At 67.0% G+C, this 24821-nt stretch carries 24 protein-coding genes; 15 read left to right on the forward strand and 9 right to left on the reverse strand.

The window, feature by feature from the left end:
* Positions 1-63: 63 nt before the first annotated feature.
* The 3 genes from AB4851_RS19225 to AB4851_RS19235 form a co-directional block, all read right to left on the reverse strand.
* The gene (locus AB4851_RS19225) at positions 64-1722 is read right to left on the reverse strand and encodes an MFS transporter (RefSeq protein ID WP_414451085.1); all 1659 of its coding nucleotides are present in this window, start codon (positions 1720-1722) and stop codon (positions 64-66) included.
* 220 nt (positions 1723-1942) lie between these two features.
* Positions 1943-3598, reverse strand: coding sequence for a sensor histidine kinase (locus AB4851_RS19230; protein ID WP_414451086.1), 1656 nt, complete (start codon positions 3596-3598; stop codon positions 1943-1945).
* Positions 3599-3617: 19 nt separating this feature from the next.
* A complete protein-coding gene (locus AB4851_RS19235; RefSeq protein ID WP_414451087.1) occupies positions 3618-4361 on the reverse strand; it encodes a response regulator in 744 nt (247 codons plus the stop codon).
* A 201-nt stretch (positions 4362-4562) separates the two neighbouring features.
* Here AB4851_RS19235 and recA point away from each other — a divergent pair, with 201 nt between their 5' ends.
* The 11 genes from recA (at position 4563) to AB4851_RS19290 (ending at position 15685) form a co-directional block, all read left to right on the forward strand.
* Entirely contained in the window at positions 4563-5651 is a 1089-nt protein-coding gene (gene recA / locus AB4851_RS19240) for a recombinase RecA (RefSeq protein WP_414451088.1), read from the forward strand.
* A complete protein-coding gene (recX, locus tag AB4851_RS19245; protein WP_414451089.1) occupies positions 5651-6739 on the forward strand; it encodes a recombination regulator RecX in 1089 nt (362 codons plus the stop codon). The genes recA and recX overlap by 1 nt, the downstream gene beginning before the upstream one ends.
* 94 nt (positions 6740-6833) lie before the next feature.
* The gene (locus AB4851_RS19250; RefSeq protein ID WP_414451090.1) at positions 6834-7451 is read left to right on the forward strand and encodes a hypothetical protein; all 618 of its coding nucleotides are present in this window, start codon (positions 6834-6836) and stop codon (positions 7449-7451) included.
* Positions 7452-7510: 59 nt separating this feature from the next.
* Positions 7511-8692: an ADP-forming succinate--CoA ligase subunit beta gene (sucC, locus tag AB4851_RS19255; protein ID WP_414451893.1), complete on the forward strand. Its 1182-nt coding sequence runs from the start codon at positions 7511-7513 to the stop codon at positions 8690-8692.
* 65 nt (positions 8693-8757) lie between these two features.
* On the forward strand, positions 8758-9639 hold the full coding sequence (sucD, locus tag AB4851_RS19260) for a succinate--CoA ligase subunit alpha (RefSeq protein ID WP_206129369.1): 882 nt from the start codon (positions 8758-8760) through the stop codon (positions 9637-9639).
* 216 nt (positions 9640-9855) lie between these two features.
* Positions 9856-10497 carry a pilin gene (locus tag AB4851_RS19265; protein WP_414451091.1) on the forward strand — a complete coding sequence of 214 codons (642 nt, stop codon included), beginning with the start codon at positions 9856-9858 and terminating at the stop codon, positions 10495-10497.
* A gap of 150 nt (positions 10498-10647) precedes the next feature.
* Complete coding sequence (locus AB4851_RS19270) at positions 10648-12435, forward strand: PglL family O-oligosaccharyltransferase (RefSeq protein WP_414451092.1); 1788 nt, start codon at positions 10648-10650, stop codon at positions 12433-12435.
* A gap of 262 nt (positions 12436-12697) precedes the next feature.
* Positions 12698-13171: a DUF2501 domain-containing protein gene (locus AB4851_RS19275; protein WP_414451894.1), complete on the forward strand. Its 474-nt coding sequence runs from the start codon at positions 12698-12700 to the stop codon at positions 13169-13171.
* 157 nt (positions 13172-13328) lie between these two features.
* Positions 13329-13691 carry a TonB family protein gene (locus AB4851_RS19280; RefSeq protein WP_414451093.1) on the forward strand — a complete coding sequence of 121 codons (363 nt, stop codon included), beginning with the start codon at positions 13329-13331 and terminating at the stop codon, positions 13689-13691.
* A 307-nt stretch (positions 13692-13998) separates the two neighbouring features.
* The gene (locus AB4851_RS19285; RefSeq protein WP_414442989.1) at positions 13999-15093 is read left to right on the forward strand and encodes a porin; all 1095 of its coding nucleotides are present in this window, start codon (positions 13999-14001) and stop codon (positions 15091-15093) included.
* 244 nt (positions 15094-15337) lie between these two features.
* Positions 15338-15685: a hypothetical protein gene (locus tag AB4851_RS19290; RefSeq protein WP_414451094.1), complete on the forward strand. Its 348-nt coding sequence runs from the start codon at positions 15338-15340 to the stop codon at positions 15683-15685.
* A 95-nt stretch (positions 15686-15780) separates the two neighbouring features.
* Here AB4851_RS19290 and moaC read toward each other — a convergent pair whose 3' ends face one another.
* Positions 15781-16260 carry a cyclic pyranopterin monophosphate synthase MoaC gene (moaC, locus tag AB4851_RS19295; RefSeq protein ID WP_414451095.1) on the reverse strand — a complete coding sequence of 160 codons (480 nt, stop codon included), beginning with the start codon at positions 16258-16260 and terminating at the stop codon, positions 15781-15783.
* Between the two features lie 149 nt (positions 16261-16409).
* Between moaC and AB4851_RS19300 the strand changes: the two genes are divergently transcribed.
* Complete coding sequence (locus tag AB4851_RS19300) at positions 16410-18203, forward strand: M48 family metalloprotease (RefSeq protein ID WP_414451096.1); 1794 nt, start codon at positions 16410-16412, stop codon at positions 18201-18203.
* 33 nt (positions 18204-18236) lie between these two features.
* On the opposite strand, the gene AB4851_RS19305 is transcribed toward AB4851_RS19300, so the two are convergent.
* The 5 genes from AB4851_RS19305 to AB4851_RS19325 all read right to left on the reverse strand — a co-directional run bounded on the left by AB4851_RS19305 (position 18237) and on the right by AB4851_RS19325 (position 21861).
* Positions 18237-18833 carry a DUF2946 family protein gene (locus AB4851_RS19305; RefSeq protein WP_414451097.1) on the reverse strand — a complete coding sequence of 199 codons (597 nt, stop codon included), beginning with the start codon at positions 18831-18833 and terminating at the stop codon, positions 18237-18239.
* On the reverse strand, positions 18826-19872 hold the full coding sequence (locus AB4851_RS19310; protein ID WP_414451098.1) for a hydrolase: 1047 nt from the start codon (positions 19870-19872) through the stop codon (positions 18826-18828). The genes AB4851_RS19305 and AB4851_RS19310 overlap by 8 nt, the downstream gene beginning before the upstream one ends.
* Positions 19873-19915: 43 nt before the next feature.
* Positions 19916-20362, reverse strand: a complete 447-nt coding sequence (locus AB4851_RS19315) for a nuclear transport factor 2 family protein (RefSeq protein WP_414442983.1) — start codon at positions 20360-20362, stop codon at positions 19916-19918.
* A gap of 113 nt (positions 20363-20475) precedes the next feature.
* The gene (gene waaF / locus AB4851_RS19320; protein ID WP_414442982.1) at positions 20476-21516 is read right to left on the reverse strand and encodes a lipopolysaccharide heptosyltransferase II; all 1041 of its coding nucleotides are present in this window, start codon (positions 21514-21516) and stop codon (positions 20476-20478) included.
* A 150-nt stretch (positions 21517-21666) separates the two neighbouring features.
* The gene (locus tag AB4851_RS19325; protein ID WP_414442981.1) at positions 21667-21861 is read right to left on the reverse strand and encodes a zinc-finger domain-containing protein; all 195 of its coding nucleotides are present in this window, start codon (positions 21859-21861) and stop codon (positions 21667-21669) included.
* Positions 21862-22189: 328 nt separating this feature from the next.
* Here AB4851_RS19325 and AB4851_RS19330 point away from each other — a divergent pair, with 328 nt between their 5' ends.
* From AB4851_RS19330 to AB4851_RS19340, 3 genes are all read left to right on the forward strand, one after another.
* The gene (locus AB4851_RS19330) at positions 22190-22984 is read left to right on the forward strand and encodes an AzlC family ABC transporter permease (RefSeq protein ID WP_414451099.1); all 795 of its coding nucleotides are present in this window, start codon (positions 22190-22192) and stop codon (positions 22982-22984) included.
* Positions 22981-23307, forward strand: a complete 327-nt coding sequence (locus tag AB4851_RS19335) for an AzlD domain-containing protein (RefSeq protein WP_414442979.1) — start codon at positions 22981-22983, stop codon at positions 23305-23307. Before AB4851_RS19330 ends, AB4851_RS19335 begins: the two co-directional genes overlap by 4 nt.
* A 240-nt stretch (positions 23308-23547) precedes the next feature.
* Positions 23548-24747 carry a phosphoglycerate kinase gene (locus AB4851_RS19340; RefSeq protein WP_414442978.1) on the forward strand — a complete coding sequence of 400 codons (1200 nt, stop codon included), beginning with the start codon at positions 23548-23550 and terminating at the stop codon, positions 24745-24747.
* Positions 24748-24821: the final 74 nt, after the last annotated feature.

Here is a 24821-nt window from a genome sequence, read left to right on the forward strand (position 1 = left end):
CTTCATCCGGCCCCGAACCACCTCTTCTCGCTTCGGCCTCCGCCGCCCGAGTCGTCGGTGCGCTCAGTCTTGCGCGTAGATATTCGTCCCCTTCGTCTCCTTGACGAACAGCAGCCCGATCACGAACGTCGCCAGCGCGATCACGATCGGATACCAGAGCCCCGAATAGATGTTGCCCTTCGCCGCCACGATCGCGAACGCAGTGGCCGGCAGGAAACCGCCGAACCAGCCGTTGCCGATGTGATACGGCAGCGACATCGACGTGTAGCGGATTCGCGTCGGGAACATCTCCACCAGCATCGCGGCGATCGGCCCGTACACCATGGTCACGAAGATCACCAGGATCGTCAGCACCACGATCGTCATCGGCCAGTTGATCTGCGACGGATCGGCCTTGGCCGGGTAGCCCGCGCCTTTCAGCGTGGCCGCCAGCGTCTTGTCGAACGCGCCGCCCTTGGCCTTGGCATCGCCGGACTTGCCGTCGTAGGTGTCCACCGCCGTGTCGCCCACCTTGATCTGCGCGAGCGTGCCGGCCGGTGCCGCCACGTTCTCGTAGTTCAGGCCGGCCTTGGAGAGCGCCGCCTTGGCGATGTCGCACGAGGAGGTGAACTTCGCCGTGCCGACCGGGTTGAACTGGAACGAGCACTCGTCGGGGTTCGCGATCACCGTGATCGGCGCCTTCTGCGTGGCGGCTTCCATCGCCGGGTTGGCGTAATGCGTCAGCGCCTTGAACAGCGGGAAGTAGGTCAGCGCCGCAATCAGGCAGCCGGCCAGGATGATCGGCTTGCGGCCGATCCGGTCCGACAGCGAGCCGAAGAACAGGAAGAACGGCGTGCCGATCAGCAGCGCCGCGGCGATCAGGATGTTGGCGGTGGTGCCGTCGACCTTCAGCGTCTGCGTCAGGAAGAACAGCGCGTAGAACTGCCCCGTGTACCAGACCACGGCCTGGCCGGCGGTCAGCCCGATCAGCGCGAGGATCACGATCTTCAGGTTCTTCCACTGGCCGAACGCTTCCGTGAGCGGCGCCTTCGAGGTCTTGCCCTCGGCCTTGATGCGCAGGAACACCGGCGATTCGTTCAACTGCATGCGAATCCACACCGACACGGCCAGCAGCAGGATCGACGCGACGAACGGCACGCGCCAGCCCCAGGCGCCGAACGTTTCCTCGCCCACCGCGGTGCGCACGCCGACGATCACGAGCAGCGACAGGAACAGGCCGAGCGTGGCGGTGGTCTGGATCCAGGCGGTGTAGAAACCGCGCCGGTTGGCGGGGGCATGTTCGGCCACGTAGGTGGCCGCGCCGCCGTATTCGCCGCCGAGCGCGAGGCCCTGCAGCAGCCGCATCGCGATGAAGATCACCGGTGCCGCGATGCCGATCGTGGCGTAGCCGGGCAGGAAGCCCACCACGAACGTCGATACGCCCATGATCACGATCGTGACGAGGAACGTGTACTTGCGGCCGACCATGTCGCCGAGCCGCCCGAACACAATGGCACCGAACGGGCGCACCGCGAAGCCGGCGGCGAAGCCGAGCAGCGTGAAGATGAACGCTGCGGTGGGATTGACGCCCGAGAAGAAGCTCTTGCTGATGTAGGCCGCGAGCGAGCCGGCCAGATAAAAGTCGTACCACTCGAACACGGTGCCGAGCGAGGACGCGAAGATCACGCGTTTCTCGTCGCTCGTCATCGGCGAATGCGCGATGTGCCCGCCTACTGTCGCCATGAGTCGTCTCCAGTTCTTGATATCGGTATCAGTTCGCCATCCTGACGAACTTGCGACGATTATTGGCGGCCAAACTTACGGTGTTCTGACTGGAAAGCCGATCAGGGTTTATTGGGAGCGTCGGGCGAGAATGCAGTGAAATTGCGTCAATGTCGCCCATCGATACTCGATGTTCGCGTATTTCTGCGCATGGTTCGCAGCGCCGTCGTGCGGCTCAGGGTTATTCCGGGGCGGCCTGGCGCAGCGCGAAGCTGACGCGCACCAGCGTGCCGGCCAGGCGGGGGGCGGCCTGATAGACGTGGTCGTCGATCGCGATCTCGCCGCCGTGCTGCGTGACGATCTCGCGCACGATCGCCAGGCCCAGCCCGCTGCCCTCGCCATCGCGGCCGAGGATGCGATAGAAGCGTTCGAGCACGCGCCCGCGTTCGTGCGCGGGAATGCCGGGGCCGGTGTCTTCCACATCGATGTGCACCACCCCGGTGGCGGGGCGGTGGGCGTGATGGGCGTCGTCGGCCAGCGTCGCGGTGGGGGCGATGGCCACGCGCACCGTGATCCGCCCGCCTTCCGGTGTGTAGCGGATCGCGTTGTCGATCAGGTTGCCGAGCATCTCGCGCAGCATCACGGGGTTGCCGTCGATGAGCGCAGGCGGCGAAGGCAGTGCGTTGCCGGCCGGTGGTTCGTCGGGCGGCTCGCTGTTTTCGGCGTCCGGCATGTCGTCCGGCCCTTCGTAGCCGAGATCCATGCGTTTCGCGAACGCAGCCTGTACCCAGTCGCGCACGGTCACGCGCGCCAGCGCCAGCGGATCGACCGGCTCGAACGTCAGCCCGCTCGCGCGATTCTCGGCGCGCGCCAGCGCCAGCAATTGCGTGACGAGCCGCGCGGCCTGCTCGGAGCTGGCCGCGATCTGTTCGAGCGAGTGCCCGACCTCGGCCGAAACCTCGTGACGCAGTGCGAATTCGGCCTGGGTGCGCAACCCGGCCAGCGGCGTCTTCATCTGATGGGCGGCGTCGGCGATGAAGCGCTTTTGCAGCGCGATGTTCTGTTCGAGTCGGGCGAGCAGATCGTTGAACGAGGTGACGAGCGGCTCGATTTCGGGCGGCGCGCGTTGCGCATCGACGGGCGAGAGATCGTCGGGGCGGCGGTTGCGGATGTGCGCCTGCAGGGCGGTCAGCGGCGCGAGGCCGCGCGACAGCCCGAACCACACCAGCACGATTGCCAGCGGCAGGATCACGAACTGCGGCAGGATCACGCCCTTGATGATGTCGTTGGCGAGCGCGTTGCGCTTGTCGAGCGTCTCGCTGACCTGCACCAGCACCGGTTGCGCACCGCTCGCGCCGGGCAGCGCGACGGTGGTGTAGGCGACGCGGATGTCGTTGCCGCGCAGCAGGTCGTTGCGGAACAGCACGAGGCCGGGCGGCGGGCGGTCGTCGTCGCGCGGCAGCGGCAGGTCGGCCTCGCCGGCCACCAGTTCGCCGCGCGTGCCGAGCACCTGGAAGTAGACGCTGTCGACGTTGTCGGTGCGCAGCAGGTCGAGCGTGGCCTTGGGCAGCACCAGCTCGGCCACGCCGTTGACGGGCGTGATCTGCCGCGCGAGCACGTAGGCGTCGGTTTCGAGCGCACGGTCGAACGGGCCGTCGGCGATGGTTTTCGCCACCAGATAGGTGACGGCGATGCTCATCGGCCAGAGCAGCAAGAGCGGCGCCAGCATCCAGTCGAGGATTTCGCCGAACAGCGAGCGCGGCCGGCCGGTATCGGTGGATTCGCCCTCGTCGGGCGGCGCGAACGGGTTCTCGTAGCGCGCGTCGCGTTCGGCGTCGTGCGGATCTTGCGGCCGAGGCTTGGGCCGGGCGCGCGGCGGGCGGAACGGCGTGGCCATCGCGGGGCGCGGCGGCCCGTCAGCGCAGCGGCGGGAGCGCCGCCGGTGCTTCCGACGTGGCCGCGGTGGCCGTGGCCACACTTGCGGCCGGTTCGGCCGCCGCTTTCTCCATGCAGTAGCCGAGCCCGCGCACGGTCAGGATGCGCACGCCGCTCGGCTCGATCTTCTTGCGCAGCCGGTGCACATAGACCTCGATCGCGTTGTTGCTGACTTCCTCGCCCCATTCGCACAGGTGATCGACGAGCTGCTCCTTCGAGACGAGCCGGCCGATCCGTTGCAACAGCACTTCGAGCAGGCCGAGCTCGCGCGCCGACAAATCGAGCACGCGTTCGTTGGCGTAGGCGAGCCGGCCCACCTGGTCGAAGCTCAACGAGCCATGGCGGATCACCGTCGGGCCACCGCCGGCGCCGCGCCGCGTGAGGGCGCGTACGCGCGCTTCGAGTTCGTTCAGCGCGAAGGGCTTGGCCATGTAGTCGTCGGCGCCGAGGTCGAGGCCCTTGACGCGTTCGTCGACGCTGTCCGCGGCGGTCAGTATCAGCACCGGCAAGACCGAGTTGCGTGCGCGCAGGCGCCGCAACACGTCGAGACCGGGCATTTTCGGCAGGCCGAGATCGAGAATCAGGAGGTCGAACGTCTGCATCGACAGCGCGGTATCGGCCTCGACGCCGTTCGCGACGTGATCGACGGCATAGCCCGATTGGCGGAGTGATCGGGTCAAACCGTCCGCGAGTATGCTGTCATCTTCGGCAATCAGGATTCGCATGGTGCGTGGCCGCGGCGCGCGAGGCGGCGTGCGGGCGCCTGCGCGGGTGTCTCCGGAGGGTCGGGATGAGTCGTGCGGAACCCGCAATTCGGGCTTGCACAAACTACTGTTTTTTTATACAGTGTCTGCATTCGTGCACCTAACGGCTTGTCGCCCGGTGTGCCCCAATCAGACGCTGCTCATCATAGCAAAGGACGATTCATGGAAGATAGTAAGAAAGGCGCCGGGCTGACCGCGGAAAAGAGCAAGGCGCTGGCGGCAGCGCTGGCCCAGATCGAGAAGCAGTTCGGCAAGGGCTCGATCATGAAGCTCGGCGATGCCGAGGCCATGGAAGACATCCAGGTCGTCTCCACCGGTTCGCTCGGTCTCGATATCGCGCTCGGCGTCGGTGGCTTGCCGCGCGGCCGCGTCGTCGAAATCTACGGCCCGGAATCGTCGGGTAAAACCACCCTCACGCTGCAAGTGATTGCCGAAATGCAAAAGCTCGGCGGCACGGCGGCATTCATCGACGCGGAACACGCGCTCGACGTCCAGTACGCCTCGAAGCTCGGCGTCAACGTGCCGGAGCTGCTGATCTCGCAGCCGGACACGGGCGAGCAGGCACTGGAAATCACCGATGCGCTGGTGCGTTCGGGCTCGATCGACATGATCGTGATCGACTCGGTCGCGGCGCTGGTGCCGAAGGCCGAAATCGAAGGCGAAATGGGCGATTCGCTGCCGGGCCTGCAGGCTCGCCTGATGTCGCAGGCGCTGCGCAAGCTCACGGGCACGATCAAGCGCACGAACTGCCTGGTGATCTTCATCAACCAGATCCGCATGAAGATCGGCGTGATGTTCGGCAACCCGGAAACCACCACGGGCGGCAATGCGCTGAAGTTCTACGCGTCGGTGCGTCTCGACATCCGCCGGATCGGCTCGATCAAGAAGAACGACGAGGTGATCGGCAACGAAACGCGCGTCAAGGTCGTCAAGAACAAGGTCGCGCCGCCGTTCCGCGAGGCGATCTTCGATATCTTGTATGGCGAAGGCATTTCGCGTCAGGGCGAAATCATCGATCTCGGCGTGCAGGCGAAGATCGTCGACAAGGCCGGCGCCTGGTACAGCTACAACGGCGAGAAGATCGGCCAGGGCAAGGACAACGCGCGTGAATTCCTGCGCGAGAACAGCGATGTCGCTCGCGAGATCGAGAATCGTATCCGCGAATCGCTCGGTGTGGTGGCCATGCCGCAAGGCGGCGTGGTCGCGGGCGCCGGCGCTGCCGAGGACGAGATCCTCGACGAAGAAGAGTGATGCGTCGCAGCCGGGAGCGCTCGGACGATTCGTCGGCCACGTCGTCGCGCGAGGATCGCGCGGCCGACGAACGGCAAACGAGCCGCCCGGTGCGCTCCGGTGCTGCGCAATCGCAGGAGGGGCGGCCGGATGGCCGCTCCGCAACGAGGGCATCCGACGATGCCCTCGTTGCGTTTCAGCGCGGGGTCGGCGCGCCCGGTGATCCTGCCGACCTGTTCGATCCCGACGAATCGTTCGACGCACACGATACGGCGCGCGGCATCCGCAGCCGTACCGTGCGCAACGGTGCGGGCCGGGCCGCCTCCACCGGCCTGTCGCGGGCGGGCGGCTCGTTTACCCCGGCAACCGGGGCATTACAACCGCAGGCGTCGCGTCGCGAAGCGCCGGCGTCCGAACCGTTCGAGCCGGCTGCTCGCGCTCCAGCCCGGCAGGGCCGCTTCGAAAATGCCGACGGCGATCAATATTCGCGCACCAGCGAGCAGGCCACGCGCCGCACGCGGCGGCGCACCAGCAGCCCGTTCGAGGCGCGAAGCGGCCGCGGCGAACGCGGCGAAGCCACGTCATCCGCCGATTCTTCCTCCGCTCGCGAAGCATCCGTGCCCGAGAACGACACGCGCCGCGCCGCGCCCGCGCGCCCGGCGCGCTCGCTGAAGGGCCGGGCGCTCGGCTATCTCTCGCGCCGCGAATACAGCCGCAGCGAACTGGCGCGCAAGCTCGCGCCGTACGTGGAGGAGGGCGACGATCCCGAGGCCTTGCTCGATGCGCTCGAGCGCGAGAACTGGCTGTCCGATGCCCGGTTTACCGAAAGCCTCGTGCATCGGCGCGCGTCGCGCCTCGGTACGGCCCGCATCCTGGGCGAACTGAAGCGTCATTCGGTCGATGGCGAACTGGTCGAATCGGTGACCGAGCAGCTTCGCGAAACCGAGTTCAGCCGTGCGCAGGCCGTCTGGCGCAAGAAGTTCGGCAGCCTGCCGGGCTCGCCGGCCGAGCGAGCCAAGCAGGCGCGCTTCCTGGCGTCGCGCGGCTTTTCCAGCAGCACGATCGTCAAGATCCTGAAGGGCGGCGAGGACGAGTTCGAGGGTGCCTAAACCCTTGTTTCGTGCTCTCTTTTTAGCCGGGTCCGGCCCTCGATGCTGCACTGCATCCTGTTGCCAATAAGGGTCTAACCGGATATTCGTGGCGATGCGGCAAACCCTCGATAATGCTAAGATCGTGCGGTTTTCCTTATCGGCTTCAACCTTGCGCATGCCGTCATCCAAGCCCGTGTCACGCCCGTCGCGCTTCTGGCGCGCCGTTCCGGCGTTCACCGACCGACGGGGTGGCGTGTGGGGCAGCGTCATCGATCCATCGGTCCTGTCGCATTGCGCGGCGGCGATCAAGGTGATGCAGCCGAGTGGACAGCCGATCCATGAACCCAGGCCCAGCATGCGCTCCGATCGCGAACCCCGTGTCGCCGGCGCCGCCGCGTCGTCCGGCCGGAATTGCCGTTCCGATCGCAGCAGCCAAGCCGTCATCCCCGCCTGCCGAGCACGCATCGCTCACCGCCTCTCTGTTTTTTCCGCTGTTCCCTGCCCCGTTTTCTCCCGCCGCTTCCCGCTTCGTTCCACCGTTCGATTCGCCGTTACCGGTTCGTGCCTTGCGCAACCGGCTGGGCGTCGTGCGGCGGAATCGGGCGCCGCGGCGCGACGGCGCGGTACGGCAGGGCGCGCGATGCGACGCACGGCCGACCGGGTGCTCACTCCGACATGGTCCGGCGTGGGCCGCCTTGCACTGGATGGTGCGGGCGGCTCGCACGAATAATCGGAAACTATTAGTAGAAAGAAGCGACGGTCAATCGACTTTTAATCCAACTCTCCAGACTGAAGGAATCACGCATGAAGATTCACGAGTACCAGGGTAAGGAAATCCTGCGGAAATTCGGTGTCGCGGTCCCGCGCGGCAAGCCGGCGTTCTCGGTGGACGAGGCGCTGAAGGTGGCGGAAGAGCTGGGCGGCCCGGTATGGGTCGTCAAGGCGCAGATTCACGCAGGCGGCCGTGGCAAGGGCGGCGGCGTGAAGGTCGCCAAGTCGCTCGAGCAGGTTCGTGAATACGCCGAACAGATCCTCGGCATGCAGCTCGTCACGCACCAGACCGGTCCGGAAGGCCAGAAGGTCAACCGTCTGATGATCGAAGAAGGCGCGGACATCAAGCAGGAACTGTATGTCAGCCTCGTCGTCGATCGCGTGTCGCAAAAGATCGTTCTGATGGGTTCGAGCGAAGGCGGCATGGACATCGAGGAAGTTGCCGAAAAGCATCCGGAACTGATCCACCACGTCATCGTCGAGCCGTCGACGGGCCTGCTCGACGAACAGGCCGACGACCTCGCCGCGAAGATCGGCGTGCCGGCTGCTTCGATTCCGCAAGCACGCGCGATCCTGCAAGGCCTGTACAAGGCATTCTGGGAAACCGACGCATCGCTGGCCGAAATCAACCCGCTGAACGTGTCCGGCGACGGCAAGGTGATCGCGCTCGACGCCAAGTTCAACTTCGATTCGAACGCGCTGTTCCGCCATCCGGAAATCGTCGCGTATCGCGATCTGGCCGAAGAAGATCCGGCTGAAATCGAAGCGTCGAAGTTCGATCTGGCCTACATCTCGCTCGACGGCGACATCGGCTGTCTCGTGAACGGCGCCGGCCTGGCGATGGCCACGATGGACACCATCAAGCTGTTCGGCGGCGAACCGGCGAACTTCCTGGACGTCGGCGGTGGCGCGACGACCGAGAAGGTCACGGAAGCGTTCAAGCTGATGCTGAAGAACCCGGACCTGAAGGCGATCCTCGTCAACATCTTCGGCGGCATCATGCGTTGCGACGTGATCGCGGAAGGCGTGATCGCAGGCTCGAAGGCCGTGAACCTCGGCGTGCCGCTGGTGGTGCGCATGAAGGGCACGAACGAAGACCTGGGCAAGAAGATGCTCGCCGAATCCGGCCTGCCGATCATCTCGGCTGACAGCATGGAAGAAGCTGCGCAGAAGGTTGTTGCAGCGGCCGCCGGCAAGTAAGCATCGTTGCATTGAACACGCATGGCGGCGCGCAGACGCGACGCCGATCGAACAGAGGTCAATACATGTCGATTCTGATCAACAAAGATACGAAGGTCATCACGCAGGGCATCACCGGCAAGACTGGCCAGTTTCACACGCGCGCTTGCCGCGAGTACGCGAACGGCCGCGAAGCCTACGTCGCGGGCGTGAACCCGAAGAAGGCCGGCGAAGATTTCGAAGGCATTCCGATCTACGCCAGCGTCAAGGAAGCAAAGGCCGAAACGGGCGCAACCGTGTCGGTCATCTACGTGCCGCCGGCAGGCGCGGCGGCCGCGATCTGGGAAGCCGTCGAGGCCGACCTCGATCTCGCGATCTGCATCACGGAAGGCATTCCGGTTCGCGACATGATCGAAGTGAAGGACCGCATGCGTCGCGAAGGCCGCAAGACGCTGCTGCTCGGGCCGAACTGCCCGGGCACGATCACGCCGGACGAGCTGAAGATCGGCATCATGCCGGGTCACATCCACCGCAAGGGCCGCATCGGCGTCGTGTCGCGTTCGGGCACGCTGACGTATGAAGCCGTTGCACAGCTGACGGCGCTGGGCCTCGGCCAATCGTCGGCAGTCGGCATCGGCGGCGATCCGATCAACGGCCTGAAGCACATCGACGTCATGCAGATGTTCAACGACGATCCGGATACGGATGCGGTCGTCATGATCGGCGAAATCGGCGGCCCGGACGAAGCAACGGCAGCCGAGTGGATCAAGTCGAACATGAAGAAGCCGGTCGTCGGCTTCATCGCGGGCGTCACGGCGCCCCCGGGCAAGCGCATGGGCCACGCCGGCGCGCTGATCTCGGGCGGTGCCGATACGGCCGAAGCGAAGCTGGAAATCATGGATGCGTGCGGCATCAAGGTCACGCGCAATCCGTCGGAAATGGGTCGCCTGCTCAAGGCAGCGATCTAAGCGCGCTCGCGGGCTCGTCCCGCGGCATTGCGTGCTTCGCCAGAACGCCGGCCTCGTGCCGGCGTTTTTTATGCGCGCGCAATGCGAACGTGCCGATGCGACGGGCCGCTACGCACCGCGCATAGGCCATCCGGCCGACTGTCCGGCGCGAGGCCTGCTGGCTACGATCGATCTGTCTGCCCTGTCGGCAGGCCTGTTTCGTTTCCGGAGCCCGTCATGTTCGAAGCGTTGTCCGTCACCCTGTTCCATCAATTCTCAAGGCGCCTGCGTCATGCGCCGGCCGGCATGTGCCGCTCGTGCCGCGTGCGTTTCGTGCCGCGTCTGCCTCGCGTGCGGCCGCGCGAGCCGTGCGGCTTCACGTTGATCGAACTGATGATCGTGCTGGCGATTGTCGGCGTGGTGGCGGCCTATGCGATTCCGGCCTATCAGGATTACCTCGCGCGCAGCCGGGTGGGCGAGGGCATGGCGCTGGCCGCATCGGCGCGGCTTGCGGTGGCCGAGAACGCCGCGAGCGGCACGGCCATGTCAGGCGGCTATGTGTCGCCGCCGGCCACGCGCAACGTCGAATCGATCACGGTGAACAACGATACCGGCCAGATCCGCATCGCCTACACCACGCGGGTCGCGCCGAGCGGTGCCAACACGCTGGTGCTGATGCCGTCGGCGCCCGACAACGCCGAAGCACCCACCGCGCGCGTGGCGCTCCAGCAGGGCCAACTGCAGGCCGGCTCGATCACCTGGGAATGTTTCGCGGCCGGCAAGACGGCCTCGTCGCTGCCGCCGCCCGGCTCCGGGCCGGTGCCGTCCGAAGCGCCGACGCTGGCCGGCAAGCTGTCGCCGCCCGAGTGCCGCACCTAGCCTGGCGTGGCGGCCACGAGCGCATGAATCGGGGGCAGACCGTGGCGTAACCGGCGATTTACTGTCGATGAGCCGACAGAACGGCACACGAGCGACTCAGCACCGGAAATTTTTTGTATAGTGCGCCGGTTGCTGACATCCGGTTCGCTCATGCCTTCTTCCGTTCTGCGTTCGTTATCGCTGATTGCGCTTGCTGTTGCCCTGATCCTGCCTTACGCGGTCACCAATCACACCTATCCGATCCCGACGTTCTATTCCGAATTCACGGCATTCGGCCTGTATGCGCTGCTCGGCGGGCTGGTGGTGCTGCTCGTGCGCGGCGAGCGAGCGGCGCAGCCGTTCGCCGCGCCGCTCGGCTGGGCCACCCCGCTCGCGTTCGGCGCGGTGCTGATCGTGCAGACGCTGGTGCTGCCGCTCGCGCAGCCCGCGATGAACTGGCTGGCCATCGGCTACCTGCTGGCGGCGCTGATCGCGATGCAGTCGGGCTATATGCTCGGCCGGGTGCATTCGGTCGAAACCGTCACGCGGATGATGGCGGGCGCGATGGTCGTCGGCGGCGTGTTCGCGGTGGCTTGCCAGGTCGTGCAGCTGCTGCATCTCGAACACACGTTCTCGCCGTTCGTCGTGAACTACGGCGTGACGGTCGAGCGCCGCCCGTACGGGAACATGGCGCAGGCGAATCACCTCGCCACCTACATCGCGTTCGCGCTTGCCAGCACGCTGTATCTGGCGCAGGCGCGCCGGCTGCCCGTGTGGGGCTGGCTGCCGCTGTCGGTCGTGTTGTCGGCGGGGCTGGCCTTCACGGTGTCGCGCGGCCCGTGGCTGCAGGTGGCGGTGATGGTCGTCGCCGGGCTCTGGACGGCGCTGGCCGCGGCGCGGCGCGGCCGCAGCCATCGTGCGGCATGGTTGTATCCGCTGGCGCTGGCGGTGGTGTTCGTCGTGGTCAATATCGTGGTGCGTTGGGCCAACCTGCGCTACCACCTCGGGCTGGCCGAATCGGCGGCCGAGCGCATGCGCGACGCCGGGCAGATCGCGCCGCGCCTCGCGCTGTGGAAGTACGGGCTGACGATGTTCCGCGAGCATCCGTGGCTCGGCGTGGGCTGGGGTGAATTCCCGCTGCATCAGTTCGAGCTGGTGCGCGCGCTGGGCGGCGTGGAAATCGCCAACAACTCGCACGACATCTTCATCGACCTGCTCGCCAAGTCGGGCGTGCTGGGCCTGGGCGCGCTGCTGGTCACGCTGGCGTTCTGGTTCGTGCGCGTGTTGCGGGTGCCGCACACGGGCGAGCGCCTGTTCGGCCTGGCGCTGCTCGGCGTGCTGCTGATGCACGCGCTCGTCGAGTATCCGCAGCAGTACACGTTCTTCACGCTGCCGGCGATGTTCGTGATCGGGCTGCTCGAAACACGGCCGATGCGCGTGCTGCCGGGGCGGATGGCCTATGGCGTGTTCGCGGTCGTGTCGGTCGCGGCGCTGCTGGCGCTGTATCCGATCCTGCGCGATTACCAGCGCGCCGAGGTGCTGTATTACGGTTCGAATCCGGCCGAGCAGTATCGCGAGTCGCCGTCGTTCCTGTTCGGCTCGTGGGGCGAATACGGGGCGGCCACGCTGATGCCGATCTCGCGAGACGACCTGCCGGCCAAGCTCGCCGCGCATCAGCATGCCATTGCGCTGCTGCCCGGCGAAACCGTGTTGCGTCGCTATGCCGTGCTCGAGGCGCTCGATGGCCGCGAGGGCGATGCGCTCGATACGGTCGCGCGCCTGAAGATCTTCGCGCAGGAGCTGCACGACTGGCCCGTGCAGCTTGCCGCGCTCTACAAGCTCCTGGATGCGCAGCCTTCGTTGGCCGGGTTCCGTCAATCGCTGGTGACGCGCTACGGCAAACCGGCCGGTGCGGCAAGCAGCGACGAAGACGACGACAGCGACGATTCCGACGACTGATCGGCTGGCTGTCTTGTCATGGCGCCGCGGCAGTCTCGCCGCGGTGCGTCGATGGCTGACGCAGTCACCCGCACCTACGCGCACCACGTCGGCGCGATGCAACGATCCGGTCGCCCACCGCCCACCGCCCACCGCCCATTCCGTCAAACATCGTCAATCCCGGCCTCGATCCGCGACTCGCGAGGCGCTTCGGTTATGCTGGCTGCCGGCATTCCGGCACATCGTGAATGCCGCCGTCATCTCGTAACCTGGGAGGATCATGATGAAGATTCGTACTGGCCGGGCGATTGCAGCCGGCGCCCTGATCGGCCTGTCGCTAACGGCGACCGGTGCCTACGCTCAACTCGGCGACATGCTGAAACAGGCCGGCAGCGGTGCCACGCAGAATTCCGGCGGCCTTGCCGGCAACCTCGGCGGCTTGAGTGGCCTGGGCGGCGCACTGGGCGGAGGCGGTTCGTCGTTGATGCCGTCGAGCCTCGGCAACGTCGCGGGCGTGCTGCAGTTCTGCATCCAGAACCAATACCTGGGCGGCGGCAGCGCCGGCTCGGTCAAGGATCAACTGTTGGGCAAGCTCGGCGGCAACCCGCAGTCGGACAGCGGGTTCACGAGCGGCAGCAGCGGCATCCTCGACGCCGGCAACGGCAAGACGCTCGACCTGAGCGGTGCGGGCGTCAAGCAACAACTGACCAAGCAGGTGTGCGACAAGGTGCTGACGCAGGCGAAGTCGCTGCTGTAAGCTGCGAACTCGGCAGCACACGAAAAAACGCTCATTACCCGCCACGCGGCGCCGAGACGCGCGATGCTCCGCCCAGCCGGGCGTCATCGCGCTCCCCGGCGCCGTTTGGCCATCGCGCCTGACCAACGCGACGTTCATACCCTGGGGAAGCCTCGTCATGATTCGCCACGCGAAGTATTTCGCCTTGCCGCTCGTTGCCGCGCAACTGGCCGGCTGCGCCATGTTCCTGCCGCACGAAAATACCTTGTCCTGCAAGATTCCCGTGGCCGTCTATCCCGACGATGCACGTCCGCTGGACCGTCAGGTCACGGTGCTGGTGCGCGCGCTGATCACCGCGGCGGGCGAACCCGAAAACGTGACGATCACGACCAGCAGCCGCAATCCCGCCGCCGACCGCGCGGCCGTGGCGGCGATGTCGCATGCCCATTGCACGCAGCAGGGCGCCTACGGTGCCACGCCCTCGCCGTTCACGCTGACGCAGCCGTTCGTGTTCGAGCCGAAAGGCGCGACGCAGAAATGACGCGACGCGCCGGGTGTGCGCCCGGCGCGTTGCCGTTCGATATTGCTGTGTATTTATCGATATTCGCTGCGTTAATCGATAAGCGCAGTCAATTTTCATTGTCGGGTTTTGCATTGAAAAGCCCCCGCGCCTTAAGCGCTCGGGCGCGGCAAGCCACGCCCTGAATCGCGTGATTGGCAAGCTGTTGCGCAACGGCGACACCGGTAATCGTGACGAAAGCTCATTTCTCTAGAATCCCGTTCGCCATATTCATGAAGCGCGCCACCAAACCATTAACCATGCGTGCGCTTCACTCCTTGGGGAAATCATGAGAATCGCAAAATCGCTGATCCCGGCGTTACTGGCCGTTTCCGCGGGCACGGCGTATGCACAGAGCAGTGTCACGTTGTATGGCACGATCGATGAAGGTTTCGATTACATCAGTAATCAGGCAGGGCATTCGAATTACGTGCTCGCCAGCAATCTCCGGCAACTCGGCGACCGCTGGGGCATAAAGGGCAGCGAGGATCTCGGCAGCGGTCTGCACGCGATTTTCCGGCTCGAAAACAACTTCAGCGTCAGCACCGGCCAATTGGCGGATAGCGGCGAGATGTTCGGCCGCCAAGCCTACGTCGGGCTGTCGTCGGACCGCTTCGGCACGGTCACGCTCGGCCGCCAGTACGATTCGGTGGTCGACTATGTCGCGCCCCTGAGCGCGGCCGGCAGTTGGGGCGGCGGCCTGTTCGGCCATCCGTTCGACGCCGACAACCTCGACGAATCGTTCCGCATCAACAACGCGGTGAAATACACGAGCGCGGAAATCTCGGGCGTGCAGTTCGGCGGCCTGTACGGCTTCAGCAATCAGGCCGGCCAGTTCGCGACCAACCGCGCCTGGAGCGTCGGTGCGCGCTACGACGGCGGCCCGCTGACGGCTGCCGCGGCGTACATGAACGCGGGCGGCGAGGATCAGAACACCTCGGGCGCGGTGGTCGGCTCGCCGTATCACGCGGGCACGCAGCGCGTGGCGGCGGCCGGCGTGAGCTACGTGCTCGGCTCGGCCACCCTCGGCCTGGTCTACACGCACACGATCCTCGATGCGGCGCCGCTGGCCGGCGTCCTGCGCAACGTGAAGTTCGACAACGTCGAAGTCAACGCGAAGTACGACTTCACGTCGGCGTTCTATGTTGGCGCGATGTATCTCTATACGAACTCGTCGGTGAAGATCGCGGGGCGCAGCAACGATCCGCATTACAACGAGATCGGCGCGACGGCCGGTTATCACCTGTCGCGCCGCACCGAGGTATATGCGCAGGCGCTGTATCAGCATACGTCGGGGAATCAGTTTGCCTCGATCGGCAGCCTGGGCGAGTCGTCCTCGCATAATCAGACGGTCACGCGCGTCGGGATTCGCACGGCGTTCTGATTGGCGCAGCGAGTGCTTGAAGAACCGGGCGGCATGTATCGCACATGCCGCCCGGTTTTATTTTGATATAAAAATTCGGCATTGAACGATGGCGATTTTCAAATGAATTGGATAGGCCTCATGTAGCGAATGCGCTATCGCCGTACGAATGTTCACGCTGAATACGTTTTTAGTGCCTTGCCTTTCATTCCCGTCTGTGTAAAATTCGCGAACACATATTTACAACGGCACTACGGGGGGATTAATGGCGCATTCCGCAATCATATTCAAGCATCCGACGTTCGGCTCGATCAAGAAAGCCCCGGTCGGCTTTTCCTGGACGACCTTGTTTTTCGGCTTCTTCCCGGCGCTGTTTCGCGGCGATTTCAAGTGGGCCGCCATCATCTTCGGCGCGACCTGCGCCATTTCGCTGGTCACGATGGGGATCGGCGCGATCGTCCCCGGCATCGTTTTCGCGGTGATTTACAACAAGATGTATATCCGCGATCTGGTGGCGAAGGGTTTTGAAGTGGAGCGCATCGAATCGTCGTTCACGATCGATCAACTGCAGTCGCAACTGGAAACCAAGCTCTCGTCGGCGCAAATCGCCTGAGTCGCGCAATACGGGTACGAGCCGCATCAGATAACCAGGCCGCTTCGGTATCGACGAAGCGGCCTTGGTTTTTTGTCAGGCGAGGCGGCGTTGTCTCACGCCTCGGCTTTCCAGTCGCCCGATTTTCCACCGCGCTTCTCGGCCACGCCCACGTCGGTGATGATCATCCCGCGATCGACGGCCTTGCACATGTCGTACACGGTCAGCAGCCCGACCTGCACGGCGGTCAGCGCTTCCATCTCCACGCCGGTGCGGCCAAGCGTCTCGACCTGTGCCGTGCAGCGCACGCCGGGCAGCGCGTCGTCGAACTCGAAATCCACGGCGACGCGCGTCAGGGCGAGCGGGTGGCAAAGCGGGATCAGGTCGGCGGTGCGCTTCGCGCCCTGGATCGCCGCGATGCGCGCGATGCCGATCACGTCGCCTTTCTTCGCACGGCCGTCGCGGATCAGCGCAAGCGTGTCGGGCAGCATGCGGATCGCGCCGCGCGCCACGGCGATGCGCCGTGTCTCCTGCTTGTCGCCGACATCCACCATGTGCGCGTGGCCGGCCGCATCGAAGTGAGTAAGTCCTGACATGATTCGCTCCTGAGATGGGCGCTCATCATAGCAGCGCCCCGCCATTACAATGGCAGCCGTTGCCGCCAGCCGGGCCTCGGCGCGCTCTGCCCGAGGCTCGGCCGGCGTATCGATCGTTGCCGTTCGCTTCCGATCCGCTTCCGCGTCCGATGCCGCTCATGCGTATCTCGTTCCGTATCTCGTCCCGTATCCCGTCGTCGCTGCTCGCCGTCTCGCTGTCGATCGCGATGGCCGTGCCGCCCGGCAGCCCGGCGCATGCGGCCACGTCCGACCCGCGCACGCCATCCACGCCCGGCGCGCCGCTGCCGCGCCTGCTCGACGGCCTCTCCAGTGCGCCCGAGATTCCCGACGCGATCGCCCCCGGCGTGTTCGGCACCTATGGCGGCGAGCGCGCGCGGCTGTCGGGCACGCCGGCCTCGACGCCGAGCCTGCGCCGCCCGTTGCAGACGCAGCAGTTGCCCGACCTCGGCGACGGCTCCGGCGGCGCGCTGACGCCGCAGGCCGAGCGCCGGCTCGGCGAGCGCGTGATGCGCGAGGTGCGGCGCGATCCCGACTATCTCGACGACTGGCTCGTGCGCGACTATCTCGACACGGTCGCGGCGAAGCTGTCGGCCGCCGCGGCCGCGCAGTTCATCGGCGGCGAGCGTCCCGATTTCGACCTGTTCCCGATGCGCGATCCGCAGATCAACGCGTTCTCGCTGCCCGGCGGTTTCATCGGCGTGAACAGCGGCCTGGTGATCATGACGCGCACCGAATCCGAGCTGGCCTCGGTGCTCGGCCACGAGATGGGCCACGTGTTGCAGCGGCATATCGCGCGGATGATCGGTGCGAACGAGAAATCCGGCTACGCGGCGCTGGCCTCGATGTTGGTGGGGGTGCTGGCCGGCGTGCTCGCGCGCAGCGGCGACCTCGGCAGCGCGATCGCGCTGGGCGGCCAGGCCTACCTCGTCGACAACCAACTGCGCTTCTCGCGCGGCGCGGAGCGCGAGGCCGATCGCGTCGGCTTCCAGTTGCTGGCCGGTGCGGGCTACGACCCGTACGGCATGCCCGGTTTCTTCGAGCGGCTTGACCGCTCGACGATGGGCGACGCCGGCGTGCCCGAATACGTGCGCACGCACCCGCTGACCACCGACCGCATCGCCGACATGGACGACCGCGCGCGTCGTGCGCCGTATCGGCAGCCGCGCCAGTCTGCCGAGTACGCGTTGGTGCGCGCGCGGCTGCGGATTTTGCAACCGCATACGCCGTCCGATATCGCCGCCGAGGTGCGCCGCATGCGCGGCGAGCTCGACGACCGCGTCGCACCGAACGTGGCCGCGAACTGGTACGGCATCGCGCTGGGCCAGATGCTGCTCGGCAATCTCGACGATGCCGACCGGGCGCTGGCGGCCGCGCGCGAGCGCTTCGAGACCGTACAGCGCGACGAGGGCGCGGTGGCGGCCGCTATGCCTAATTCATCGAGCGCGTCGAATGCATCGAATGCCCCGAGCACCCCGAGCCTCGACGTGCTGGCCGCCGAGATCGCGCGCCGCGCGGGCCGCACCGTCGACGCGGTGCGTCTGGCGCAACGCGCGCAGCAGCGCTGGCCGGGCTCGCACGCGGCGATCGTCGTGCATCTGCAGGCACTGGTGGCGGCGAAGCGGTTTGGCGAGGCGCAGGCGCTCGCGCAGCGGCAGGCCGATGCCGATCCGCGTCAGCCCGACTGGTGGGCCTGGCTCGCGCAGGCGGCGCAGGGCAACGGCGATGCGATCCTGCGGCGGCGCGCGCAGGCCGAAAAGCTCGCGCTGGACGGCGCCTGGCCGTCGGCGATCCGCCAACTGCGCGAGGCGCGCGACGACAAGGCGGTCAGTTTCTACGAGCAATCGATCATCACGGCGCGGCTGCACGATTTCGAGCGGCGCTACAAGGAAGAGCAGGACGACAAGGACGACGAGCGCGGCTGAGGCCGAGGCCGAGGCGATCCGCCGGGGACGAGATCAGCGCGCGGGCGGGGCGGCCTCGGCCTTTGCCTTTTCGGCCGGGCTGGCGACGAACGCGAAGTGCGCCGCCACCGCGTCGCGGCGAATTTCGGCGAGCGCGAGATCGACGCCGGGCCGCCAGTGGAAGCAGCCGCCGGTGCCGTCGTCGTCGAGCGTGGCGTGATCGGCGAACAGGTCGAGATCGTGGTCGTGCAGCGCGGCCACGCGCGGCGGATCGGCCGCGTCGGAGAACAGCACCCCGCCCGCGTCGTCAAGCCATGCGCAGGCCGGCTCGAACGGCTGGCCGGCCTGATCGGTGAGCGTCAGCGCGCCGTCCACGGCCGCGAGCCGCACGATCCACGGCGTGTAGGCCAGCTCCACGTACACGCGCTGCGGGCCGTTCTGGAAATACCACTGGCCTTGCGCGTCGCGCTCGTAGTTGCGCGCGATGAACGCGATCAGCGCCATGTGGCGGATCGGCGTGCCCGGTTCATGGGCGGCCTGCGCGGCCTCGTCGCGCATGCGCCAGTCGCCGCGGCGGTCGAGCAGCAGCCAGCCGGTGCAGTGCGGGACGTTGGGCCACTTCGCGATGGCCTGGCGAACGATCTCATCCATGGTCGAGAAACCGGGAAACGAAACCGAACACGCGCTGCGGCAGCCAGTCGTCCTGGCCGGGAAAGCGGCCGGACGTGAAGCCGACGTGGCCGCCGTGTTCGGGTTGATCGAGCTCGACGGCGGGCGACACGTCGCCGGGCCCCGGCAAGGCGGTGGCCGGCAGGAACGGGTCGTTGCGCGCGTTGAGGATCAGGGTGGGCGTGTCGATGGCGCGCAGCAGCGGGCGCACGGTCGCGCGGGTCCAGTAGTCGTCGGCGCTGCTGAAGCCGTGCAGCGGCGCGGTCACCACGTCGTCGTATTCATACATGTTGCGCGCGGCCAGCGCCGCGCGTTTGTCGAACAGGCCCGGGTGCTGTTCGAGCTTGACCAGCGCCTTGACCTTCAGCGTCTTGAGGAACGCGCGCGTGTAGACCATCGAAAAGCCGGTCGAGATCGCGCGGCCGCCCGCATGCACGTCGAGCGGGGTGGACACGGCCGCGGCGGCCGCGACGATGTCGCGCCCGCCGCGCTGCTGGCCGAGCCAGTGCAGCAGCACGTTGCCGCCGAGCGACACGCCGATCGCGAACACCGGCCCACGATGGCCGGCCGCGAGGCGGTGCAGGATCCAGTCGAGTTCGTCGGCGTCGGCCAGATGATAGAAGCGCGGCTGGCGGTTCATCTCTCCGCTGCAACTGCGGAAATGGGGCACCACGCCGTGCCAGCCCTGTGCCTGGGCCGCCGCCATCAGCAGGCGCGCGTAGCGCGAATCGGAGCTGCCTTCGAGGCCGTGGAACACCACCATCAGCGGTGCGTCGGGCGCTGGCTCCAGGCCGGGCGGCGGCGCGATCCAGTCGAGATCGATGAAATCGGCGTCGGGCGTGTCCCAGCGCTCGCGCCGGTAGCGCACCTCGGGCCGGCGGCCGAACAGCGCGGGGAAGATCGTCTGGGCGTGATTGGTCGGCAGCCAGCGCGGCGCCACGTAACGCAGCAGCTCGGCCGGCGTGGCCGGCACCACGGACGGCGAAGGCGATTGCGGCGGGGAGGGGCAGGCGGAACTCATGGCGCGTATCCGAGGCGAGGTGCCGAAGGCGCGAGGCCGTGTGTCAGTGCAGGGGCCCTTGGCCGTGGCGGATCTTGGCGGCGAACTGGCTGGCCGCCTGATCGGGAATCGGGCTGGCGTGGATGTGTGCGACCCGCCATTCGCCGCGCTCGTGGATCATCACGTAGGTGGTGAACACCATGTCCGGCTCGGTGCCCGCATCGGCGTACTGATGGGCTTCCGCCACCGTGTAGACGACCGTGCCGAGGCTGTCGTACACGCGGATATCGAGCGGCTCGATGGTGACGGGGCGTGCGGTCATCCGTTGCGCGAAGCCGCTGCGGATCTGCTCCAGCCCGTGCAGGTGCGAGCCGTCGGACCAGATGCAGCTCGCGAAATCCTCGTCGATCCACAGGACCATCAGGGCGTCGAGGTTGGCGTCGGCGATCGACTGGTAATAGGCGTTCAGCGTGTCGGCGGCGGCTTCGAAGAGGCGGGCAAAACGTGGCATCGGGATTATCTCTCGCGCGCAAACGCGCTGTTACAAGGCAGCGGCCGCGAGGCCGCCTTCGCAAGTACCGCAATGTCGCACTCGATCGCACGCCGGGCCCGGCCCGCCGCGCTTCAGCGCTGTCCGACCAGCATCCCGCGCAAGTCGCCGAATACCTGTTCCGGGCCGAGCTCGCGCAGGCAGTTCAGATGGCCGAGCGGGCATTCGCGCTCAAAGCAGGGGCTGCATTCGAGGTGGAGCCATTGTACCTTTGCCTGCTCCGACAGCGGGGGGGTATGGCGCGGGTCGGTCGAACCGTAGAGCGCCACCAGCGGGCGGCGCAGCGCGGCCGCCACGTGCATCAGGCCGGAATCGTTGGTGACCACCGCGTTGGCGCGCGCGATCAGCGCGCACGCTTCGGACAACGAAGTCTGGCCGCAGAGGTTGCGCACGCCGGGCGCCGCGTCGGCGATCGCCTGCGCGACCGGCGCATCCTTCGGCGAACCGAGCGCGATGATCTGCGTATACGGGAACGACTGGTTGACGATGCGTGCGAGCGCCGCGAAATGCTCGGGCGGCCAGCGCTTGGCCGGGCCGTATTCGGCGCCGGGGCAGAACACGATCAGCGGCTTGCGGGTGTCGAGATGGAAGCGCGTGGACACGCGCGCCGTTTCGTTGAGGTCGGCGTCGAGGCGCGGCATCGGCAGCGCCTTGAGCTGCTCGTCGAGCTTCGCGCCGGGCGTGTAGGCCAGCGACGCGTAGAACGGCACCATCGGCGGGCGCGCATCGCGCGCCTTCGGCGGGTTCGCGTGGCGCACGTTCAGCAGCCCGTAGCGCGACTCGCCGGTATAGCCGATGCGCAGCGGAATGCCGGCCAGCCAGGGGATCAGCGCCGACTTGAACGAATTCGGCAGCACGTAGGCCGCGTCGTAGCCGACATCGCGCAGGTCGCTCGCCAGTTGCCAGCGGCGCACCATCTGCAGCTTGCCGTGCGCGAGGTCGGTCGCGTGCACGTCGTGGATTTCCGGCATCCGTTCGAGCACCGGCGCGACCCAGGTGGGCGCGACCGCGTCGATCACGATGCGCGGATGCAGTTTCTTCAGCAGCGCGAAAAGCGGCTGCGCCATCAATGCGTCACCGATCCAGTTCGGTGCGATTACCAACGCGCGACGCATCAGGTGGAGTCCGGTGTCGTAATGAAACGCGGCGCCAGGGCGCCGCGCTCGGGTTGCGGGGAATAAGGGGCGGTTCGCCGGCCTGTTTGCCGATCGCCATGGGCGGGGCCGGCTCGACCGGGGCCGGGCGGCAGGCCGCCCGATGCGCGCTCAGTGGCCGTGGACGACTTCGCCCGCGCGCAGCGTGTAACGCGTGCCGCAGTAGGGGCAGCGCGCCTCGCCGTGGGTGACGTCGATGAACACGCGCGGATGCGCGCTCCAGCGCGTCATCGCCGGGTTCGGGCAGTAGGCCGGCAGATCCTTGGCCGACAGTTCGACGAGCGGTCGTTCCTTGATTTCACTCATGGGGCGGTCTCTTGTTGCAATAGGGGGACGGCGGCGCTGTGTGCCGCCGTTGCCCGACACGATAACGAAAAACCTCGTTCGCGGCACGCTCGCGGCCGTGCACGCCTGTGCGCAGCAGCAGGCCGGGGCGGCATCGAGGCCCGCCGGGCGGCGCGCTGGCGCGCTGCACAGGCCGCGCCGGTCGTGCATTTTAGCGTCTTTTCCCGGTGCGACGATCTGTCCAGCGGGGTCCGGCGCTATAATCGCGCCACCATTTCAACGAAAACACGACGGGAGGCACTGCGCGAGGCGCGTCCGCCCGGTTTTCCGTGCCGCGCGGCCCCCTCCCATGCTCGCTCGTCTGTCCGCCACCGATCGCTTCGCCTTGATTCAAGGGGCGCGCGATTACGCGCCGACGCTCACCGCCATCCTGTCCTGGGGCCTCGTCACCGGCATCGCGATGAGCAAATCGGTGATGACCACCGACCAGGCGGTCTGGATGACGCTCCTCGTCTACGCCGGTTCTTCCCAGCTTGCCGTGCTGCCGCTGCTGGCGGCCAAGCTGCCGATCTGGACCATCCTGCTGACGGCCGCGATGGTCAACCTGCGCTTCGTGATCTTCAGCGCGGGGCTGGCCCCCCATTTCTCCTATCTGTCACCGTGGCGGCGCATCGCGATCGGCTATTTCAACGGCGACGTGATCTACCTGCTGTTCATCAAGCAGGGCTTCGCGAACGGCTACGTACCGGGCAAGGAAGCCTATTTCTGGGGGATGGCGCTGGCGAGCTGGCTGTCGTGGCAGGTGTCGTCGCTGGCCGGCATCGCGTTGGCCAGCGTGGTGCCCGACCAATGGGGCCTCGGGCTTGCCGGCACGTTGGCGCTGATTCCGATCATGGTGTCGGCGGTGGCGAACCGCTCGACGCTGGCCGCCGTCGCGGTGGCCGGCATCGCGGCACTGCTGGCCGTGGATCTGCCTTACCGGCTCGGGCTGCCGATCGCCGTGTTCGCGGCGCTCGCGGCCGGCACGCTGGCCGACCTGGTGATCGAGCGGGCCGACTGGCGCCGCCTGCGCGCCGAGGTCCGGCCGCGCGATGCGATCGATCCGGCCGACGCCGGGCGCGATGGCGAAGGCGGCGCGCGATGAGCGAGAACGCGACGATCTGGTGGACGATCGCCTGCATGACGGTGGTCACGGCGGTCACGCGCGCGCTGTTCCTGATCGGCGGCGAACGCACCATCCTGCCCGAGCGCGCCCAGCGCGCGCTGCGTTACGCGCCGGCCGCGGCGCTGGTCGCGGTGGTGCTGCCCGACGTGCTCGATACCCCCGCCGGCCTCTCGTTCGCCCTCTCCAATCATGATTTCTACGCCGCCGCGGCCGGCCTCGGCTGGTTTTTATGGCGACGCAGCATGATCGGCACGATCCTGATCGGGATGGTGGTGTTCACGCTGTTGCGCCTGATCACCTGAGCGTTCGCCGCCCCGCGCGGCGCGGGTTGGTCATGCTGCGTTGCAGCATCGAAAGCCTCGCGCCAAATAAAGGGAATTCGCCGCGCGGCGGGGCAGGCCGCGGGGCCGATCGGCTAGAATGAGTTTTTCCCGAAATTTCGTGCGCGTCGCACGGCCCAGCCCGGCCGTCCGGCGCCGTCGTCGGCAGCCCGCGCGCGATCTTTCCGCAACGCCTTCCTTCATCAACCTTCAATCTGTCCCATGAGCCAAGTTAAGCGTCTTACCGACCTGATCGCCGAGGGGAAAGTCTCCGGCAAACGTGTCTTTATCCGCGCCGACCTGAACGTGCCGCAGGACGATCACGGCAACATCACCGAAGACACCCGCGTGCGTGCGTCGGTCCCGGCGATCCGCGCGGCGCTCGACGCCGGCGCCGCCGTGATGGTTACCTCGCACCTGGGCCGTCCGACGGAAGGCGAATTCAAGCCCGAGGATTCGCTCGCTCCCGTCGCCGCGCGCCTGGCCGAGCTGCTGGGCCGTGAGGTGCCGCTGGTCGCGAACTGGGTCGAGAACGGCGTGAAGGTCGCGCCGGGCGACGTCGTGCTGCTCGAAAATTGCCGCGTCAACAAGGGCGAGAAGAAGAACGACGACGCGCTGGCGCAGAAAATGGCCGCCCTGTGCGACATCTACGTCAACGACGCGTTCGGCACTTCCCACCGCGCCGAAGCCACCACCCACGGCATCGCCAAGCACGCCGGCATCGCCTGCGCAGGCCCGCTGCTTGCTGCGGAACTCGACGCGCTCGGCAAGGCGCTCGGCAACCCGAAGCGCCCGCTGGTGGCGATCGTGGCCGGCTCGAAGGTCTCGACCAAGCTGACGATCCTGAAGTCGCTGGCCGAGAAGGTCGATCAACTGATCGTCGGCGGCGGCATCGCCAACACGTTCATGCTGGCTGCCGGCCTGTCGATCGGCAAGTCGCTGGCCGAGCCGGACCTGGTGGCCGAAGCCAAGGTCATCATCGACGCGGCCCGCGAGCGCGGCGCCTCGGTGCCGATCCCGTCGGACGTGGTGACGGCCAAGGAATTCGCGCCCACCGCCGTGGCGACGGTCAAGAAGGTCAGCGAGATCGAAGCCGACGACCTGATCCTCGACATCGGCCCGGACACCGCCCGCGCGCTGGCCGGCCAGCTCGAAAAGGCCGGCACGATCGTCTGGAACGGCCCGGTGGGCGTATTCGAGTTCGATCAGTTCGGCAACGGCACCAAGACGCTCGCCGAGGCGATCGCCAACTCGCCGGCGTTCTCGATCGCCGGTGGCGGCGACACGCTCGCGGCCATCGCCAAGTACGGCATTCACGACAAGATCAGCTACATCTCGACGGGCGGCGGCGCCTTCCTCGAATTCCTGGAAGGCAAGACGCTGCCGGCCGTGGAAGTGCTCGAGACGCGCGGCGCGGCCTGAGGATGACGCGCGGTCGCGCGTGGAGCGCGCCGGAAGGCGACGGGGCGGCGCGGGCACGCCCCGGTTCGCGCACC

Source organism: Burkholderia sp. 22PA0099, assembly GCF_047497165.1.
GTDB lineage: Bacteria > Pseudomonadota > Gammaproteobacteria > Burkholderiales > Burkholderiaceae > Burkholderia.

Excerpts from the sequence above, each read along its gene's own strand:
- AB4851_RS19225 (WP_414451085.1), bottom strand. The coding sequence starts at position 1,722 with ATGGCGACAGTAGGCGGGCACATCGCGCATTCGCCGATGACGAGCGAC.
- AB4851_RS19230 (WP_414451086.1), bottom strand. The coding sequence starts at position 3,598 with ATGGCCACGCCGTTCCGCCCGCCGCGCGCCCGGCCCAAGCCTCGGCCG.
- AB4851_RS19235 (WP_414451087.1), bottom strand. The coding sequence starts at position 4,361 with ATGCGAATCCTGATTGCCGAAGATGACAGCATACTCGCGGACGGTTTG.
- recA (WP_414451088.1), top strand. The coding sequence starts at position 4,563 with ATGGAAGATAGTAAGAAAGGCGCCGGGCTGACCGCGGAAAAGAGCAAG.
- recX (WP_414451089.1), top strand. The coding sequence starts at position 5,651 with ATGCGTCGCAGCCGGGAGCGCTCGGACGATTCGTCGGCCACGTCGTCG.
- AB4851_RS19250 (WP_414451090.1), top strand. The coding sequence starts at position 6,834 with ATGCGGCAAACCCTCGATAATGCTAAGATCGTGCGGTTTTCCTTATCG.
- sucD (WP_206129369.1), top strand. The coding sequence starts at position 8,758 with ATGTCGATTCTGATCAACAAAGATACGAAGGTCATCACGCAGGGCATC.
- AB4851_RS19265 (WP_414451091.1), top strand. The coding sequence starts at position 9,856 with ATGTTCGAAGCGTTGTCCGTCACCCTGTTCCATCAATTCTCAAGGCGC.
- AB4851_RS19270 (WP_414451092.1), top strand. The coding sequence starts at position 10,648 with ATGCCTTCTTCCGTTCTGCGTTCGTTATCGCTGATTGCGCTTGCTGTT.
- AB4851_RS19275 (WP_414451894.1), top strand. The coding sequence starts at position 12,698 with ATGAAGATTCGTACTGGCCGGGCGATTGCAGCCGGCGCCCTGATCGGC.
- AB4851_RS19280 (WP_414451093.1), top strand. The coding sequence starts at position 13,329 with ATGATTCGCCACGCGAAGTATTTCGCCTTGCCGCTCGTTGCCGCGCAA.
- AB4851_RS19285 (WP_414442989.1), top strand. The coding sequence starts at position 13,999 with ATGAGAATCGCAAAATCGCTGATCCCGGCGTTACTGGCCGTTTCCGCG.
- AB4851_RS19290 (WP_414451094.1), top strand. The coding sequence starts at position 15,338 with ATGGCGCATTCCGCAATCATATTCAAGCATCCGACGTTCGGCTCGATC.
- moaC (WP_414451095.1), bottom strand. The coding sequence starts at position 16,260 with ATGTCAGGACTTACTCACTTCGATGCGGCCGGCCACGCGCACATGGTG.
- AB4851_RS19300 (WP_414451096.1), top strand. The coding sequence starts at position 16,410 with ATGCCGCTCATGCGTATCTCGTTCCGTATCTCGTCCCGTATCCCGTCG.
- AB4851_RS19305 (WP_414451097.1), bottom strand. The coding sequence starts at position 18,833 with ATGGATGAGATCGTTCGCCAGGCCATCGCGAAGTGGCCCAACGTCCCG.
- AB4851_RS19310 (WP_414451098.1), bottom strand. The coding sequence starts at position 19,872 with ATGAGTTCCGCCTGCCCCTCCCCGCCGCAATCGCCTTCGCCGTCCGTG.
- AB4851_RS19315 (WP_414442983.1), bottom strand. The coding sequence starts at position 20,362 with ATGCCACGTTTTGCCCGCCTCTTCGAAGCCGCCGCCGACACGCTGAAC.
- waaF (WP_414442982.1), bottom strand. The coding sequence starts at position 21,516 with ATGCGTCGCGCGTTGGTAATCGCACCGAACTGGATCGGTGACGCATTG.
- AB4851_RS19325 (WP_414442981.1), bottom strand. The coding sequence starts at position 21,861 with ATGAGTGAAATCAAGGAACGACCGCTCGTCGAACTGTCGGCCAAGGAT.
- AB4851_RS19330 (WP_414451099.1), top strand. The coding sequence starts at position 22,190 with ATGCTCGCTCGTCTGTCCGCCACCGATCGCTTCGCCTTGATTCAAGGG.
- AB4851_RS19335 (WP_414442979.1), top strand. The coding sequence starts at position 22,981 with ATGAGCGAGAACGCGACGATCTGGTGGACGATCGCCTGCATGACGGTG.
- AB4851_RS19340 (WP_414442978.1), top strand. The coding sequence starts at position 23,548 with ATGAGCCAAGTTAAGCGTCTTACCGACCTGATCGCCGAGGGGAAAGTC.